Consider the following 15,613-nt stretch of genomic DNA (forward strand, 5'->3'; position numbering starts at 1 on the left):
GCGGACGGGGGGTGAGCGCCTGCGCGGGGGGCTATGACGGTGCGACAGGGGGTGGTGAGATGCTGGCACTGAGGGGGCTGTGGCGCTGGCGGCACAATCCGCTGTGCCGTCCGACCGATCTGGCCGAGGCGTGGGTGGCCCTCGTGGCGCTGCTGCTGATCGCCGTGGCCGCACCGGTGACCGGTTGTCTGGTCGGTGCCGCCGCCCAGGACTCGCTGCAGCGGTCCGTGCGGGAGCAGCAGCACACCCGCCGCCTCGTCACGGCCACCGTGGTCCGTGACCTGGGCGAAGCCCCGCTGGAAACGGATCCCGACACCACCTCCGCGCACGTGGCCCGCAGCCGCGTCGTCGCCGGCTGGACCGCCCCGGACGGCACCCGGCTGCACGGCCCGGTCCTCGCGGACCTCAAGTCCCCCCGCCCCGGGGATCACTTCGGGCTCTGGACGGACCCGCACGGGCGAATAACGACCCGCCCGCTGGACTCCCCGACGGCGACGACACACGCGGTGCTCGCCGGGATCGGCGCGGCCCTCGTGACCGCGGCCCTGGTCGAGGGCGGGCGGCGCCTGACCGTCTGGCACATGGTCCGCGGCCGGTACGCACGCTGGGACCAGGCCTGGGACCGGGCAGGCCCGGACTGGGGCAAGGCGGGCACCGGCAGCTGACGGGCTTCCGGCTCTGGTCAACCCACCGTGCACGCACACGCTACGGTGGACCGGCCGAAGCGCTTTCGGCGACGACCCGCGGGTGAGCGAATTCCAGGGGCGTGCGGGTTCTCGAGGGCGCGAACGCGCCCGCGCCCTCAGAGCCGGGCACGCTCGCGGTCCCGGCACCGGCGTGACGCCCCGACGGGAGCGAGCCATCAGTACGACGAGGTGGGGGCACGGCAACGCCATGGCACAGGGCACGGTCCAGGTGACGCACACCGGTACTTCGCGGTGGCGGCGCCGCACGGGTGAGTACGCCTCGCTCGCCGCCGCCCTGGAGGCCGCCACCGACGGCGACGTCCTCACGATCGCCCCCGGCACGTACCGGGAGAACCTCATCGTCCAGCGGGCGGTGACCCTCCGTGGTCCCGAGGGCTCCCCCGGCTCGGTGCGGATCGCGCCCTTGGACGGGGTGCCGCTGACCGTGCGGGCATCGGCCGTCTTGCAGGACCTCCATGTGGAGGGCCAGGACGCGGCCGCGCCGGCGCTGTTGGTCGAGGAGGGCACCCCCGAGCTGATGGACGTACGGATCGTCACACGGTCCGCCGTCGGCATCGAGGTACGCGGCGGCGCCCGTCCGACCGTGCGCCGCTGCACCGTCGACAACCCGGCCGGCATCGGCATCGCCGTACTCGACGGCGGGGGCGGGGTGTTCGAGGAGTGCGAGGTCGTCGCGGCCGGGCAGGCGGGGGTGGCGGTCCGTGGCGGCGCCCATCCACGCCTGGAGCGTTGCCGCGTGCACCACGCCTCCGGCACCGGGCTGACCGCGACCGGCGAGAACTCCGCGCTGGAGGCGGTCGGTTGCGAGATCTACGAGGTCGGCTCCGGGGTGCAGGTCACCCAGCGGGCCACGGCGCATCTGACCGACTGCGATGTGCACCGCACCATCGCCGACGGTGTCACGCTGGACATGGACGCGGTACTCACGCTCGCCGACTGCCACATTCACGACATCCCGGAGAACGCGGTCGATCTGCGCTCCCGTTCGGTGCTCACGCTGACCCGGACGACGGTCCGTCAGTTCGGGCGCAACGGCCTGTCGGTGTGGGACCCGGGCACCCGGGTGGACGCCAACCAGTGCGAGATCTTCGACAGCACCGGCGACTACCCGGCGGTGTGGGTGAGCGACGGCGCCACCGCGGTCCTCGACTCCTGCCGGGTGCATGACGTCCCGGACGCGCTGTTCGTGCTGGACCGCGGTTCCCGCGCGGACGTCGTGGACAGCGACCTGTCCCAGGTGCGCAACACGGCCGTGTCGGTGAGCGACGGGGCGACCGCGCAGCTCGACGACTGCCGGATCAGGGACGCGGCCACCGGCGCGTGGTTCCGCGACCACGGCAGCGGCGGCACCCTCAACAACTGCACGCTGGACGGCACCCAGACGGGAGTGATCGTCACCAAGGGCGCCGACCCGATCATCGAGCGCTGCACGGTGGACTCCCCCGCCGAGGCCGGCTTCTACGTGTCGGCGGGCGGTCGCGGCAGCTTCCTGAACTGCCGGGTCAGCGGCAGCGGCGGCTACGGCTTCCATGTGATCGACGGCTGCCGTACGACGCTGCGGAAGTGCCGCACGGAGCGGTGCGCGCGCGGTGGTTACGAGTTCGCCGACGCCGGGCCGGACGCCGGGTCCGGGACGGGCCCGGTCGTGGAGGACTGCACCAGCGACGAGAGCGGCAGTCTGAGGCCTCCCGCGATCCGTGAGGCGGCCGTGCAGACGGTGACGCAGTCCCCCGGCCTGCTCGGCTCGTTCCCCGGGCAGCGCACCAGCGAGCAGGAGCCGCTGGTCACCGCCGCGGAGCCGGCGAAGCCGGTGCGGGCGTCGAAGGACGTACTGGGGGAACTCGACGCGCTCGTGGGCCTGGAGAGCGTCAAGCGCGAGGTGCGGGCGCTGACCGACATGATCGAGGTGGGCCGGCGGCGGCAGCGGGCAGGACTGAAGGCGGCCTCGGTCAAGCGGCATCTGGTCTTCACCGGCTCCCCCGGCACCGGCAAGACGACGGTCGCCCGGCTCTACGGCGAGATCCTCGCCTCTCTCGGTGTGCTGGAGAAGGGCCATCTGGTCGAGGTCTCCCGGGTCGACCTGGTCGGCGAGCACATCGGGTCCACGGCGATCCGCACCCAGGAGGCCTTCCAACGGGCGCGCGGTGGTGTGTTGTTCATCGACGAGGCGTACGCGCTGTCCCCGGAGGACGCAGGGCGTGACTTCGGCAAGGAGGCCATCGACACGCTGGTGAAGCTGATGGAGGACCAGCGGGACGCGGTGGTGGTGATCGTCGCCGGTTACACCGCGGAGATGGAGCGCTTTCTCTCCGTCAACCCGGGTGTCGCGTCCCGCTTCTCGCGCACCATCACCTTCGGCGACTACGGCCCCGAGGAGCTGCTGCGGATCGTGGAGCAGCAGGCCGACGAGCACGAGTACCGGCTGGCGCCGGGGGCGTCCGAGGGGCTGCTGAAGTACTTCACGCAGATCCCGAAGGGACCCGCGTTCGGCAACGGCCGTACCGCCCGCCAGACGTTCGAGGCGATGGTGGAACGGCACGCGAGCCGCGTCGCCCAGCTCGCCGACCCGACCACCGACGACCTGACCCTGCTGTACGCGGAAGACCTGCCGGAGCTGCCGTGAGCCGCCCGGCGGCCATGTCCGCTCCAGGAGGATTTCGCGATGAAGGCGCCGGCGACCCTCGCCCGGCTCCCGTGGACGACCTTGACGCGGCGCTGCCCGCCCTGCGCGAGCTGACGGGCCAGGACGGCCGGCGGGTTCCCGCTCGTCGCGGGAAACGAGCAGGCCCTCGCCCCGTACCGGAACGTGCGCGGCACCGATGTCGTCGGCGGCCCGGACCAGGTACCCACCGGTCGGAACGCCACGGTGCGGCAGCCGGGCCGGGTCGTCGTGGAGACGTGGCGCACGCGGCCTAGCCGCGGCCTCGCCCCGGGGCTCCCGGATCAGGGCGCTGCCCCGGCAGGTCCGGGCACAGGCGGTTCAGCAGCCGGGCCCGTTCGCGGGTGAAGGCCGGGTCCGCCTGGTAGTCGGAGTGGCCGAGGATCGGGGCCGGCAGTGGGTGGTCGGAGCTGCGGCCGTAGACGAGGGGGTCCTCGAGAGCCTCGTGGTCCACCGGCGGGGCGCTGTCGCCGGGGACACGGACGGGGCCGCCGATGGGGTCGGTCAGGCGGTGGAGGTTGCGCCAGCAGGCGACATCGCGGTGCAGCGCGGCGAGCGCCGGCGGGCCGAAGTGAGCCGGGAACCAGCGGCCGTACAGGCGCTCCAGGGGGGAGCCGTAGGTCAGCAGGGCGACGCGTCCGCGTACCGGCGGGCTCAGCTGCCAGGCCGCCGCGGCGGCGAGGACACTGCCCTGGGAGTGCCCGGAGAGAACCAGCCGGCCTCCGGTGCGCTGGGTCCAGGCCGCCATCCGCCAGGTCAGGTCCGGCACCGCGCGCTCGGCGTAGCAGGGCGGTGCGAAGGGGTGGGCGGCGCGCGGCCAGAAGGTGCCGACGTCCCAGAGGATGCCGATGGTGCGGCGGGCCGAGGCGTCCTTGTAGGCGCGCCTGCCCCAGGTGACGAACAGCAGGAAACCGAGCCCGATCAGCCAGGAGCCCAGTGCCTGCGAGGTCTCGGCCAGGGCCTGTACGGCGTCGTGGGTGCGACGGGCCGCGGCGGCGGGCGTCTTCCCGGTGGCCAGGGCACCGGCCAGCCCGGCGGCTCCCAGCAGCAGCGTGGTGGCGGTGAGCACGGCGAGGACGAGCGGGGCCCGGTCGGTGAGGGTGGCCATGGCCCGGGCGTGGGCGATGGCACGGGTGCGGGCCGGGTCCTCGGGTTCGCCGGGATGCTCACGGCGGACCCGGTCGCGTTCGGCGCGGGCGAGCCGGGCGGTGCTCAGGGCGAGCCGGGCGGCCAGGAGCAGCAGGACGGCGAGCAGGGCAGGGATCGCGGACGCCTGCCAGGTGAGCAGGACGGGTGGCCCCGGCAGCAGGGCGCGGGTGCCGTCCAGCCAGTCGGCGACGCGCTGGGCGACCCCGCCGGAGATCACTCCGCCCAGCGCACAGGCGAGCAGGGCGACGGCGGGACCGCCGAGTCCGCGCATTCCGGCGCGCGGGTCGGGGCGGCGCCGGTACAGGTACCCGGCCACGGCGGCGAGGGCGACCACGAGCAGTCCCTGGGTCAGCATCAGGGCACCGAACGCCGGGTCCCCGGGCAGCCGGCCCGCGGACCGCCAGCCCGGCCGGGCCCAGCCGGCGTACAGCAGGGTGAGGAACAGCAGGGTGAGCGCGCCGAGCGGCAGGCATCGTACGAGGTGCCGGTCGAGCCGCTGGTCGAGGCGGTTCTCGCTGCGGCCCCGGCGGCAGACCACGCCCACCGCCGCACCCGCCCAGGCCGGCAGGGCCGCGGTCAGCAGCCAGCTCAGGGCGTCCAGGGCGGCGGGGCCGCCGGGGCGGTGGTCGAAGCGGACCGCGGGGATGGCGACGGCGGCGGCCACGGTCAGCAGGCCGGCCGCGGTATGGGCGGCGCGCAGCCGGGCCACGAGGCGGCGCCCGTACCAGAAGCCGGGCCGGGCCAGGGCGCTGCCGTCGGTGGCCGGGTCGGGGTCGTGGGAGAGGGGCTGGTGGGACTCGTACGCGTTCCAGGTGCGGTGGGAGAGGTACCAGAGCAGGCCGGTGAGCGCGGCCGGGACCAGTGCGGCGAGGGCGAGCCGGCGACCGGGCGTACTCCACCATCCGCCGGCGGCCGGGCCGGGTGCCAGGAAGCCCAGCCAGGAGTGGCGGCGGGCGCAGGCACGGTCACCGGCGCACTGCCAGGCCACCAGGTCCAGGGCCACCTCGCAGGCGGCGGCCACCAGCAGCACGGTCAGGGTGAGGGCGGCCAGGCGTACGAGGAGGCCGTAGAGCCGGACGGTGCGCTGCCGGCCCGGTGCGGCGGGGCGCATCCAGTGGGCGAGGTTGACCACCATGAACGGCAGCAGTAACAGCCACAGGGCGCGGCTGCCGTCACCGGAGGTCAGCTTGCACCAGACGTACGCCTCCCGGACGGGCCGGTGCCGCGGAGGGCTCCCGGCCTCGGCGTCCGCGGCGCGGCGGAACACGGCGGCCGTGTCGTCGCCGGTGATCCGGACCGTGCGCGGATCACCGAGCATCTTCTCGGGTGTGGTGCCGCCGACTCCGTGCACGAGAAGTTCCAGGTCGGTGTCCGGCTCGTGCCGCGGCTCGGTCGGTTGCCGCCCGGCGGGGCGTTCCTGCGCACGTTCCACTGTTATCGCACTTCCCCCATGACGCCCTGAAGGACTGTGTCGGTGCGGGCTCAGGATCTCCGGTTCCGCGGCGTTGTACACATGTCGTCACGGAATCTCCCCGATCCGTGTGACGGGGCGGGACAGCCGCGACCGGAGTGGCATGTGCGCGTCGTGTCAGGCGGTGGCGCAACCGGTACCGACCCGTGAAAGGATGGGACGCCCGCGCATCTCCGGACAGCTGGTACGTCCTGGTCGTAGCAGGTGCGCCGGGCGTGTCGGACGGTTGGCGGCGAAAGGACCGGAGCGTACGTGAGCGAGAATCAGAACCTCCTCGCGGAGCAGCGCCGCGCCCTGATCCTGGACGAGGTCCGGCGCCGGGGCGGTGTGCGGGTCAACGAACTGACCCGCAAGCTCGGTGTGTCCGACATGACGGTGCGCCGCGATCTTGACGCGCTCGCCCGCCAGGGGGTGCTGGAGAAGGTGCACGGCGGCGCGGTGCCGGTGGTCGAGCCCAGCACCCACGAGCCGGGGTTCGAGGTGAAGTCGGGACTCGAACTGACCGCCAAGGAGGACATCGCGCGCGCCGCCGCGCGACTGGTCGCCCCGGGCACGGCGATCGCTCTGTCCGGCGGTACGACGACGTACGCGCTCGCGCAGCATCTGCTGGAGGTGCCCGACCTTACCGTGGTGACGAACTCGGTGCGGGTCGCGGATGTCTTCCACGCGGCGCAGCGGACCTCGGGGCAGCGGCAGGGCGCGGCCACGGTCGTGTTGACCGGAGGTGTGCGCACCCCGTCCGACTCACTGGTGGGTCCGGTGGCCGACCAGGCGATCGCCGCGCTCCATTTCGACCTGCTCTTCCTCGGGGTGCACGGCATATCGGTGGAGGCCGGACTGTCCACGCCGAACCTCGCGGAGGCCGAGACCAACCGACGGCTTGTGCACTCCGCGCGCCAGGTCGTGGTGGTCGCCGACCACACCAAGTGGGGCACGGTGGGCTTGAGTTCGTTCGCCGCGCTGGAGCAGGTGGACACGCTGGTCACGGACGCGGGGCTGCCCGCCGACGCACGCGAGGAGATCTCGGAGCGTCTGCCGCGGCTGATCGTCGCGGGCGAGCCGGAGCCGGACGACGACATCTGACGGCACGTCAACTAAGCTGATGGTCAGCGCCCCGTATACGCGGGGGACGCACGAGGGGGTCGTGGCCATGGCTCAGCGTCTGCGCCCGGTCGGTCCGGAGTTCGTGCAGACCGCGCCCCTACGACTGGCGTTCACCCGGGACATGGCCGCCGCACCGGACGTGGTCTTCCGAGCCCTCGCCGAGGACGTGGCGGGCTGGCCGGAGTGGTTCTCGGCGGTGTCCTCGGCCCGGCCGACGGAGGGCGGGCGCGAGGTCCGGCTGCGGGGCGGTACCCGCTTCGAGGAGACAGTGCTGCTGGCCGAGGGGCCCGAGGTGTACGCCTACCGGGTCGACGTGACCAACGCACCGGGAGCCCGCGCGTGGGTCGAGGAGTGGCGCCTGGCTCCGGCCGGCACCGGGACCCGTGTGCGGATGACCTTCGCGCTCGACGGTACGGCCGCGTTCCGCCTGGTGTGCCGCCTGGTCCGGCCGGGCGCCGGCCGCGCCTTCCGCGACGCGGTCGCGGCACTGGACCGGCGGCTCGGGTAGCCGGCATACAGGCTCGGCCCGCCCCGGCTCCGGCCGGCCCCAGGCGCGGTCGGCCTCCTCGGGCTTCGGCCGGACCACAGGCGTCCGACAGGTCTCGGACTTCAGCCGGCCGCGGGCTTCCGCGGCTTCAGCGGGGCCAGACGCCCGTCGCCAGCAGGGTCTCGATCGCCGTCGTGTACGGCGCGATCTCCAGGCCCTGCTCCGCGAGCCACGCGTCCGAGTAGTACTTGTCGAGGTACCGGTCGCCGGGGTCGCACAGCAGGGTGACGACGCTGCCCCGGCGCCCCTCGGCCACCATCTCGGAGACGATCTTCAGCGCGCTCCACAGCCCGGTGCCCGTCGAGCCGCCCGCCTTGCGGCCGATGACCCGCTCCAGGGCGCGTACGGCGGCCACGCTGGCCGCGTCCGGGACCTTCATCATCCGGTCGATCGCACCGGGCACGAAGCTCGGCTCCATACGCGGCCGGCCGATGCCCTCGATCCGGGAGCCGCAGTCGCAGGTGACGTCCGGATCGCCGGTGGTCCAGCCCTCGAAGAAGCAGGAGTTCTCCGGGTCGGCCACACAGATCCGGGTGTCGTACTGCATGTAGTGGACGTAGCGGGCGAGCGTCGCCGACGTACCGCCGGTGCCGGCGGTGGCGACGATCCACGTCGGCTCCGGGAACCGTTCCAGCTCCAGCTGCCGGAAGATCGATTCGGCGATGTTGTTGTTGCCGCGCCAGTCGGTGGCCCGCTCGGCGTAGGTGAACTGGTCCATGTAGTGACCGCCGGTCTCCACCGCGAGGCGGGCGGACTCCTCGTACATTTTCCGGGAGTCGTCCACGAAGTGACATCGGCCGCCGTGGAACTCGATGAGGCGGCACTTCTCGGCGCTCGTCGTGCGCGGCATGACCGCGATGAAGGGCACGCCGATCAGCTTCGCGAAGTACGCCTCGGAGACGGCGGTCGAGCCGCTGGACGCCTCGATCACGGGACGGTCCGGGCGGATCCAGCCATTGCAGAGGCCGTAGAGAAACAGGGAACGGGCGAGCCGGTGCTTGAGGCTGCCGGTGGGGTGCGTCGACTCGTCCTTCAGATAGAGGTCGATGCCCCACCGCTCGGGCAGCGGGAAGCGCAGCAGGTGTGTGTCCGCCGAGCGGTTGGCGTCGGCCTGGACCTTGCGTACGGCTTCTTTCAGCCACTCGCGGTAGGCGGCGTCACTACGGTCGACGTCGAGGGTGGCGCCGGTCCGGACCTGGGGGACGATGCTCACGGCGGTGCTCCTTACGCTGGGCGCCGACGGCGCTGCGTGCGGCCGACACCTTGAGCATAGGCATCTTTCAGACAGCTTCCCACCTGCATAAACGCATCTTTGAGCACCCCAAAGACGCCCTGGGGACCGGGCGTGCGAGGCAACCGGGGGGCGCATTGACGGGAGTGCTCCGCCCGTCCGTCGCACGCGCCCCGTGTGCGTACTGGTGCTCCAGGCCGCATCGGGGCAGACTGCACGCGTCGGGACGATCGTCCCGTACGGGGGCGCACACAGGACCACCGGAACACGCGCAAGGGGGCGGCGAAGGATGGCGGAGCCGGAGTTCACGGCCACGGGCGTGCGGATCGGCAAGCGGCTGCGTTCACTCACCCGCGCCGGGCAGGTCCGGATCAGCGGCGGCAGGCTGGAGCTGCTCACCAGCTACGGCAGCGAGATCGACAGCGCGCCGGTACAGGCGGTACGGGCGTCCAAGCCGTGGTTCGCGCCGGACGACCGGGCGCTGGCCGACCTCAACGGCAAGCGATACCTGCTGACGCTGGGCGGGCACGACCCCGCACCGGGCGAGCCGGGGCCGCCTGCGGCGCGGCGGTTCATCGAGGCGGTGCGCCGGGCGGGCGGACGCGACGGCTGACGAACGCACGGTCGCGCACTCCCCGCAGCGGCTCGTCGCGGCGAGTTGCACCAGCGCACCTGCTGCGTCACGCTGGTCTCACGTCACTCTGGGTTTACCGGCGATAACACTGCGAACCAGCCGCCGGCCACGACAGCAGGCGGACGTTTGGACGCAAGCACCCTGCTGGATCCGTTCTTCTCCGTGTTTTTCCGGTTCCTCCGGACCTCTACATCGGGGAGTCGCAGCCGTGATCAGTCACCCAAGCAGGCACTGCACGGTGGAGCTCCAAGCCCTGCCGTCGCGGATCGGCCAGGTCCGCAGAATCGTATCTGCGCAGTTGCGCTACTGGCATCTGGACCCGTTGATAGACCGGGCCGCGCTCGGCGTGACGGAGCTGCTGAGCAACGTGCACCGGCACGCCAGACCCGACAAGTCGTGCACCGTCGAGCTGGAGTTGCTGCCGGACCGGCTCACCGTCTCGGTGCGCGATCACGATCCGCGTCTTCCCGTGCTGGCCGACACCGCGTCCGTGCCGGACGCCGGCCCGCTGGCCACCTGCGGGCGGGGCCTGGCGATGGTCGCCGCGATGAGCGAGAGCTGGGGTGCGCGGCCGGACGGCGAGAACGGCAAGGTCGTGTGGTTCACGCTGCCCGCCCCGACGGTGCTCCGCACCCACGCGGCCCGCGCGCCGCACCGCGCGGCGGGGCGACAGCCCGCGGCGGCCCGACCGGCCGAGGTGCGACCCGCACCGGCCCCTGCCCCCGTCCGGGCCGGGACTCCGGTCGGTACGGGGACACCGGTCGATGCGGCGACTCCCGTCGGCGCGGGGACACCGGTCGCCGCCGGGGCACCGGTCGGCCCACGTGCGGGGACTCCGGTCACCGCGGCGGCTCCGGTCGGGGCAAGGACTCCGGTCGCCGCCGGCGCACCGGTCGGCCCACGTGCGGGGGCTTCGGTCACCACGGCGGCTCCCGCTCCGGCCGGGACTTCCACGCCCACCGCGGCCCGCGCCTCGGATTGATCACTCTTCGAGATCCACCGCAGGACGCCAGGCGGGCCGCGCGTCGGGCCGGGCTCGGGCCGACGAGGGCACCGGCCGTGACACCGGCGCCACCACCGCGAGCCGCGCGGGGTCATGCCGCACCGCCCTTGCCGAGGCCGCCGAAGCGCTCCTCCAGGACGGACAGGCGGCGCCAGCACTCGTCCTCGTCGATCTCGCCGGACGCCAAGCGGCGGCCGAGGACCGCGAGCGGCGAGTCACCCGCCGGACGGCCGCCGTCCAAGCGCCGCCAGGGTCCGCCGCGGCCGCGCCCGCCGGTGCGACGCAGGACGGTGACGGCGCCTGCGGACTGCGGACTGGCGGACTGGCGGACTGGCGGACTGGTGGACTGGTGGACTGGTGGACTGCGTGCTACTCGGACTGCCGGCCAGCGCGTTGTAACTACTAGTATGTACAGTAGCTGTATGAGCACCCCGGAACGACTGATCGAGTCCACCCGTGAGCTGCTGTGGGAGCGCGGGTACGTGGGCACCAGCCCCAAGGCGATCCTGGAGCGCGCGGGCGCCGGCCAGGGCAGCATGTACCACCACTTCAAGGGCAAGCCGGACCTCGCCCTGGCGGCGATCCGGCGGACCGCCGAGGAACTGCGGGCCACCGCCGAGCGCGCCCTGAGGGGGCCGGGCACGCCGTACGAGCGGATCGAGGCCTATCTGACGCGCGAGCGCGACGTACTGCGCGGCTGCCCGGTCGGCCGGCTGACCATGGACCCGGACGTGATCGCGAGCGACGAGCTGCGGGCACCGGTGGACGAGACCATCGCGCGGATCAGGGAGCTGATCGCCGAGATCGTCGAAGAGGGCAAACGGCAGGGTCAGTTCGCGCCGGAGCTGGACGGCGAGGAGATCGGCGCGGCCGTCGTCGCGACCGTCCAGGGCGGCTACGTCCTCGCCCGGGCGTCCGGCTCCCCCGCCGCCTTCGACGCCGGCGTCCGGGGCCTGCTCTCCCTGCTCACTCCCCGAACTCCCGGACCGGAGAACTGAGTCCGAGAACGGCACCACCACGGAGTGGGACGTCCATGTGCCGACGGCCGAATACCCCTGCTGAGCACGCCGGATACCAAGGAAGGGCTGCCTCATGCACGCCATGCAGTACGAGTTGACTCTCCCCGCCGACTACGACACGGACATCATCCGCGCGCGCGTCGCCCGCATCGGACACCTGCTCGACGACTGGGACGGCCTCGGATTCAAGACCTATCTGCTGCGCGAACGCGGGCAGTACGGCTCGCCGGTCAACCAGTACGCGCCGTTCTACCTGTGGAACACCGTGGAGGGCATGAACCGCTTCCTGTGGGGCGGCGCCTTCCAGGGGCTGGTCGACGACTTCGGGCGGCCCGCCGTGCGGCAGTGGACCGGGCTCGCCTACACCGAAGGCGCGGGCTCGCGCGCCGCGTTCGCCGTACGGCGGCGGGTGCCGGTGCCGGACGGCGTCGAACTGTCCGCGCTGATGGAGGACGCGGCCGGTACGACGGAGCGGCTGGCCGGTGAGGACGGGGCCGTGCTCGCGGCGGCGGCCGTGGATCCGCACCGCTGGGAGCTGGTGCACTTCTCCCTCTGGGAGCACGACGCCCCCAAGGCCGACGGGGACGTCTTCCAGGTGCTGCACCTGTCCGCGCCCGGCCGGGACCGGCTCCCGCGCGGCAGGCGGTGGTGAGCCGCGTCCGTACGGCCCTCGGCGACATCGACCCCGCTGAGCTGGGGGTGTGCGACGCGCACGATCATCTCTTCCTGCGTAGCCCGCAGCTGCCGGGGCGGGAACTCGACGACGTCCGCGCCGCGCGGGCCGAACTGGCCGCGTTCCGCGCGGCAGGCGGGGCGGCCGTAGTCCAGTGGACGCCGTACGGGATGGGACGGCGGGCGGCGGACCTGCCGGAGCTGTCCAGGGCCACCGGGGTGCGGGTGGTCTGCGCCACGGGGCTTCACCAAGCCGCCCATTATTCCCGGGAGTTGCTCGGCGGGCTGCGCGACCGGCTGGCGGACGTGTTCGTGTCCGAGCTGACCGAGGGCATCGGCAGGTCGGGGGTGCGGGCCGGGCTGATCAAGGTGGCGGGCGGTTTCCACGGCCTCGACGCACACGCCCGCTGGACCATGACGGCGGCGGCTGAGGCGCACCACGCCACCGGCGCCGCGATCGCCGTCCACCTGGAGCTGGGCACGGGCGCGCTCGACGTACTCGACCTGCTGTGCGGCGAGTTGGGAGTGCCCGGTGACCGGGTGATCCTGGGGCACCTGAACCGCTTTCCCGACCCGGTGGTGCAGCGGCAGGCCGCCGAGTCGGGCTGCTGGCTGGCGTTCGACGGACCGTCCCTCGCCCATCACGTCACCGACTGGCGGATGCCCGAGGCGGTCCGGGCGCTGGCGGAGGCCGGATTCGGGAACCGGCTGCTGCTCGGCGGGGACACGGTGGTCGCCGGGGCGCGCTCGGTCGACGGCGGCCCCGGGATGCCGTACCTGCTGCGCCGGGTGCGGCCGAGGCTGGCGGAGGCGGTGGGGGCGGAGCTGGTGGACCGCATCCTCACGGAGCATCCCGGGCGGGCGTTCGCGGCCGACTGGAAGTGAGGGGGCGTGGCCCGATCGTGGGGATCCCTGTCCCTCCGGACGGTTTCGGCGCCGGGCGCCGTCCGGAGGATGGGAAGGAACAACCACTGACCCGAGGCGGACACCGCCGGACCCGGCCCGAGGAGACGAGACCACATGTCCCTGGAGATGCGTGACCACTGCGAGCGCTGTACGACCACGGCCTTGCCGGCGGACGGTCCGGCCCGCATCTGCTCGTACGAGTGCACGTTCTGCGTGCCGTGCGCCGAGGTCATCGGGCAGACCTGTCCCAACTGCGGCGGCGAACTCGTCGCCCGGCCGCGCCGCGTGGCCGTCGCGCCGGCGTACCACGAGCCGGGGCGGGCCGCCCCGGCCTCACGGTCCTGATGCCGTCGGCCCCGCCCGGGGGCAGACGGCGGCGCCGCTGACAGGAACCGGCCGGCTGCCGTCAGGTGTCCGTGGAGTCCGACGGCCGGGCAGGCGATCTGCTCGCAGGTGGCCTGGCATCGGTGCCGTCGAGCGTGATGGCTCAGATGCCGGTGTAATGGCGTACGACCGGTCGCAGATAGTCGACGTGGGGTCCCTCGAGGGCCGCCAGGTCGGCGGATGAGTGGATCAGCTCGATGCGGTCGAACTCGGAGTCGGCGCCGCGTGCCGTCTCCGCCCGTACCAGCGCCGCGTACCGGTCGCGCAGCTCCCGCGTGGGACGCGGCGGGGCGACGAAGAGGACGCCGACGTTGCCTCGGTCGCCTCGGGTGGTCAGCCACCGGGTGAGGGCGTCGGCCGGGGTGTCGGACCCGGTCTCCTCGGCCAGTTCGCGGGCCGCGTGCGCGCGCAGGTCGGCCAGGGTCAACTCTCCCCCGTCCAGCGGTGGTTCCACGGTGCCGCCGGGCAGCTGCCAGCGGCCCGGAGCCGCGGTCGAGGGAGACATCCGGCCGATCAGCAGACGCCCGTCGTCGGTGGGCTGGAGCACGGAGACGAACAGGGAGGAGCACACGGCCGCGCCGGGCACCTGGCGCAGCGCCCGATACCGGTAGGTGGCCCGCGCCCAGGACAGGACCAGCCCGCCCCGCCCGTCCGCCTCCAGGCCGGTCAGTGCGGCCACCGGGCCGTCGAACAACGCCGGGTTGGCCCGGACCGCCGCCTCCCAGACGCGGTCCATCGCCGAGCGGTGCCGCGGCGCGAGTTCCGGTACGGCCGTCTCCACGAGCCGGATGCGCGTGGCGGGCAGGAGTTCCACCTCGGAAGCCTCGGAGACCGCGGGAACCTCGGCGACTGGGGAACCCTCGGCGACCGGGGAACCCTGGGGAGCCGTCACGGCAGCGCCCCCAGTGGGTCGTCCAGTACCGGCTGCCATGCCAACTCCGCCGCGCCGACCAGGCTGTTGTGGTCCAGGGTGCACGGCAGGATCGGTACGCCACCGCTCTGCCCCCACAGGCTGCGGTCGGCGACGACAGCTCGCAGACGGCCGGGGTCGGCGGCCAGGAGGGTGCGGTGCAGACCGCCGAGGATGATGCGGTCGGGGTTGAGGATGTTGACCAGCCCGGCGAGCCCGAGTCCGAGGCGGTCGATCAGTGCCTCGGCGGCCGTGCGGACGGCCGGGTCGGCGTACTGGGTGCGCAGCAGGTCGTTGGCCTGCTGGAGCAGGGACACCTCGGGGCCCGGCGCACGCCCCGCCTCGATCAGCAGGGCGAGCGGGTCGGCCTCGACGTCCAGACAGCCCCGGCTGCCGCAGTGGCAGGGGCGCCCCTCCGGGTTCACGGTGAGGTGGCCGACCTCCAGGGCGAGGCCCGAACTACCGCTGTGCAGGCGGCCGTCCAGGACCAGGGCGCCGCCGACGCCCCGGTGCCCGGTGGCCACGCACAGCAGATCCCGGGCGCCCCGGCCGGCGCCGTGCCGGTGTTCGGCGAGCGCGGCGAGATTGACGTCGTTGGCCGCGAAGGCGGGGCCGGTGATGCCGGCGGCGCGCACGCACTCCGCGAAGATCCGCCGGACGGGGGCGCCGACGGGCCAGGCCAGGTGCAGGGGGTTCAGGGCCAGGCCGTCGGGTTCGGCGACGGCCGACGGTACGGCGAGCCCGGCGCCGACACAGCGCCGGCCGGTCGTGCGCAGGAGTTCGGCACCCGCCTCCACGACCGAGCCCAACACCTTCGCCGGGTCGGCGTCGACGGTCTCACAGCCCGGCGCTGTCGCCACGATCCGCCCGCCGAGACCGACCAGCGCGGCCCGGAAGCCGTCTGCGTGGACCTGCGCCGCCAAGGCGACCGGCCCGTCGTCGGCGATCTCCAGCCGGTGCGACGGGCGGCCCTGGGAGCCGGCCGCGGCGCCCGGCCGGGCGTCCACCCGGATCAGGCCCAGCGCCTCCAGCTCGGCGGCCACCGCGCCGGCGGTGGCGCGAGTGACGCCGAGTTCGGCGGTGAGTACGGCCCGGGTCGGCGCCCGCCCGGTGTGCACCAGCTCCAGCGCAGGTCCGAGCGCACCGCGCCCCCGGTCCAGCCGCGCCCTCGAGGTGGTCCTCTCCCCCGCTGTCCGGGGATCCGCCTTGCCGCTCAT

General features: G+C 73.6%; 13 protein-coding genes and 2 pseudogenes. 10 read left to right on the forward strand and 5 right to left on the reverse strand.

The window, feature by feature from the left end:
* The first annotated feature begins 59 nt into the window (after positions 1–59).
* Complete coding sequence (locus tag ABZ079_RS16325) at positions 60–665, forward strand: hypothetical protein (RefSeq protein ID WP_356940105.1); 606 nt, start codon at positions 60–62, stop codon at positions 663–665.
* A 229-nt stretch (positions 666–894) separates the two neighbouring features.
* A complete protein-coding gene (locus tag ABZ079_RS16330; protein WP_356940106.1) occupies positions 895–3,330 on the forward strand; it encodes a right-handed parallel beta-helix repeat-containing protein in 2,436 nt (811 codons plus the stop codon).
* A 289-nt stretch (positions 3,331–3,619) separates the two neighbouring features.
* On the opposite strand, the gene ABZ079_RS16335 is transcribed toward ABZ079_RS16330, so the two are convergent.
* Positions 3,620–5,947, reverse strand: a complete 2,328-nt coding sequence (locus ABZ079_RS16335; protein WP_356940107.1) for a hypothetical protein — start codon at positions 5,945–5,947, stop codon at positions 3,620–3,622.
* A 291-nt stretch (positions 5,948–6,238) separates the two neighbouring features.
* On the opposite strand from ABZ079_RS16335, the gene ABZ079_RS16340 reads away from it, so the two are divergent.
* Both ABZ079_RS16340 and ABZ079_RS16345 read left to right on the forward strand, forming a co-directional pair.
* Positions 6,239–7,069 carry a DeoR/GlpR family DNA-binding transcription regulator gene (locus ABZ079_RS16340; RefSeq protein ID WP_356940108.1) on the forward strand — a complete coding sequence of 277 codons (831 nt, stop codon included), beginning with the start codon at positions 6,239–6,241 and terminating at the stop codon, positions 7,067–7,069.
* A 67-nt stretch (positions 7,070–7,136) separates the two neighbouring features.
* Positions 7,137–7,598: an SRPBCC family protein gene (locus ABZ079_RS16345; RefSeq protein WP_356940109.1), complete on the forward strand. Its 462-nt coding sequence runs from the start codon at positions 7,137–7,139 to the stop codon at positions 7,596–7,598.
* A 127-nt stretch (positions 7,599–7,725) separates the two neighbouring features.
* On the opposite strand, the gene ABZ079_RS16350 is transcribed toward ABZ079_RS16345, so the two are convergent.
* Positions 7,726–8,850, reverse strand: coding sequence for a PLP-dependent cysteine synthase family protein (locus tag ABZ079_RS16350; protein WP_356940110.1), 1,125 nt, complete (start codon positions 8,848–8,850; stop codon positions 7,726–7,728).
* A gap of 307 nt (positions 8,851–9,157) precedes the next feature.
* On the opposite strand from ABZ079_RS16350, the gene ABZ079_RS16355 reads away from it, so the two are divergent.
* Together ABZ079_RS16355 and ABZ079_RS16360 are read left to right on the forward strand one after the other, a co-directional pair.
* On the forward strand, positions 9,158–9,481 hold the full coding sequence (locus ABZ079_RS16355; protein WP_356940111.1) for a hypothetical protein: 324 nt from the start codon (positions 9,158–9,160) through the stop codon (positions 9,479–9,481).
* A 229-nt stretch (positions 9,482–9,710) separates the two neighbouring features.
* Positions 9,711–10,121, forward strand: a pseudogene (locus ABZ079_RS16360) (ATP-binding protein); the annotation flags it as partial.
* Between the two features lie 475 nt (positions 10,122–10,596).
* On the opposite strand, the pseudogene ABZ079_RS16365 reads toward ABZ079_RS16360, so the two are convergent.
* A pseudogene (locus ABZ079_RS16365) lies at positions 10,597–10,806 on the reverse strand (SHOCT domain-containing protein); the annotation flags it as partial.
* A gap of 121 nt (positions 10,807–10,927) precedes the next feature.
* Here ABZ079_RS16365 and ABZ079_RS16370 point away from each other — a divergent pair.
* The 4 genes from ABZ079_RS16370 to ABZ079_RS16385 all read left to right on the forward strand — a co-directional run bounded on the left by ABZ079_RS16370 (position 10,928) and on the right by ABZ079_RS16385 (position 13,447).
* The gene (locus ABZ079_RS16370; protein ID WP_356940112.1) at positions 10,928–11,503 is read left to right on the forward strand and encodes a TetR/AcrR family transcriptional regulator; all 576 of its coding nucleotides are present in this window, start codon (positions 10,928–10,930) and stop codon (positions 11,501–11,503) included.
* A 94-nt stretch (positions 11,504–11,597) separates the two neighbouring features.
* On the forward strand, positions 11,598–12,176 hold the full coding sequence (locus tag ABZ079_RS16375; protein WP_356940113.1) for a DUF4865 family protein: 579 nt from the start codon (positions 11,598–11,600) through the stop codon (positions 12,174–12,176).
* Complete coding sequence (locus tag ABZ079_RS16380) at positions 12,173–13,081, forward strand: phosphotriesterase (protein WP_356940114.1); 909 nt, start codon at positions 12,173–12,175, stop codon at positions 13,079–13,081. Before ABZ079_RS16375 ends, ABZ079_RS16380 begins: the two co-directional genes overlap by 4 nt.
* Positions 13,082–13,216: 135 nt before the next feature.
* Positions 13,217–13,447 (forward strand): DUF1272 domain-containing protein, encoded by a 231-nt coding sequence (locus tag ABZ079_RS16385; protein WP_356940115.1) that lies wholly within the window; start codon positions 13,217–13,219, stop codon positions 13,445–13,447.
* A 142-nt stretch (positions 13,448–13,589) separates the two neighbouring features.
* On the opposite strand, the gene ABZ079_RS16390 is transcribed toward ABZ079_RS16385, so the two are convergent.
* Positions 13,590–14,300, reverse strand: coding sequence for an NUDIX hydrolase (locus tag ABZ079_RS16390; protein WP_356940392.1), 711 nt, complete (start codon positions 14,298–14,300; stop codon positions 13,590–13,592).
* Positions 14,301–14,374: 74 nt separating this feature from the next.
* Entirely contained in the window at positions 14,375–15,613 is a 1,239-nt protein-coding gene (locus ABZ079_RS16395) for an ROK family protein (RefSeq protein WP_356940116.1), read from the reverse strand.

The sequence above is a fragment of the Streptomyces sp. NPDC006314 genome (genome assembly GCF_040613075.1).
Taxonomy (GTDB): Bacteria; Actinomycetota; Actinomycetes; order Streptomycetales; family Streptomycetaceae; genus Streptomyces.